Here is a 497-nt window from a genome sequence, read left to right as displayed (position 1 = left end):
TAATATTTAGTTGTTTACATACTAACAGGCGGGAGCAATTTTTGATCAAATTCGCGTAATGAAAGATCTGCACCCTTTTTTAATCACTTACATGGACGATATAAAGCATAGGGTTGTATATCGATAAGTTGTGTGCAACCAAAACCAAAGATTACGACTAAATGAAACAATGGATTACCATATTAATTTTAAGTTTTCTATTTACTTCATGTGCGACCCTATTAAACCAATCGACCACCTACATGACAGTAAAAACTACTAGACCAGCTATAGTAATTAACGGCATGGATAGTATAGCAACGAAGAAAAATAAAGCTGTTCTTACATTGGAACGAAGTAAAAATCCAATCGTTTTAATGACAGTGGTTGACAGTCTTAAGAGCCAAATTATAGTAGAAGCTAAAAATTCTATGGCTTATAAATTAAGGGTGCAGATCTTTCATTACGCAAATTTGATCAAAAATTGCTCCCGCCTGTTAGTATGTAAACAACTAAAT

The 497-nt window shown here is 33.2% G+C and carries 1 protein-coding gene; it reads left to right on the top strand.

The window, feature by feature from the left end; translation table 11 throughout:
- Positions 1 to 242: 242 nt before the first annotated feature.
- Positions 243 to 497: hypothetical protein (locus tag JIV24_RS22545; protein WP_234445931.1), on the top strand; the 255-nt coding region annotated here is incomplete at its 3' end.

Origin of the sequence: Carboxylicivirga marina (assembly GCF_016612505.1) — a bacterium.
GTDB lineage: Bacteria > Bacteroidota > Bacteroidia > Bacteroidales > Marinilabiliaceae > Carboxylicivirga > Carboxylicivirga marina.
The sequence above is the reverse complement of the archived record's forward strand: the minus strand, read 5'-3'. Positions and strand labels throughout refer to the sequence as shown.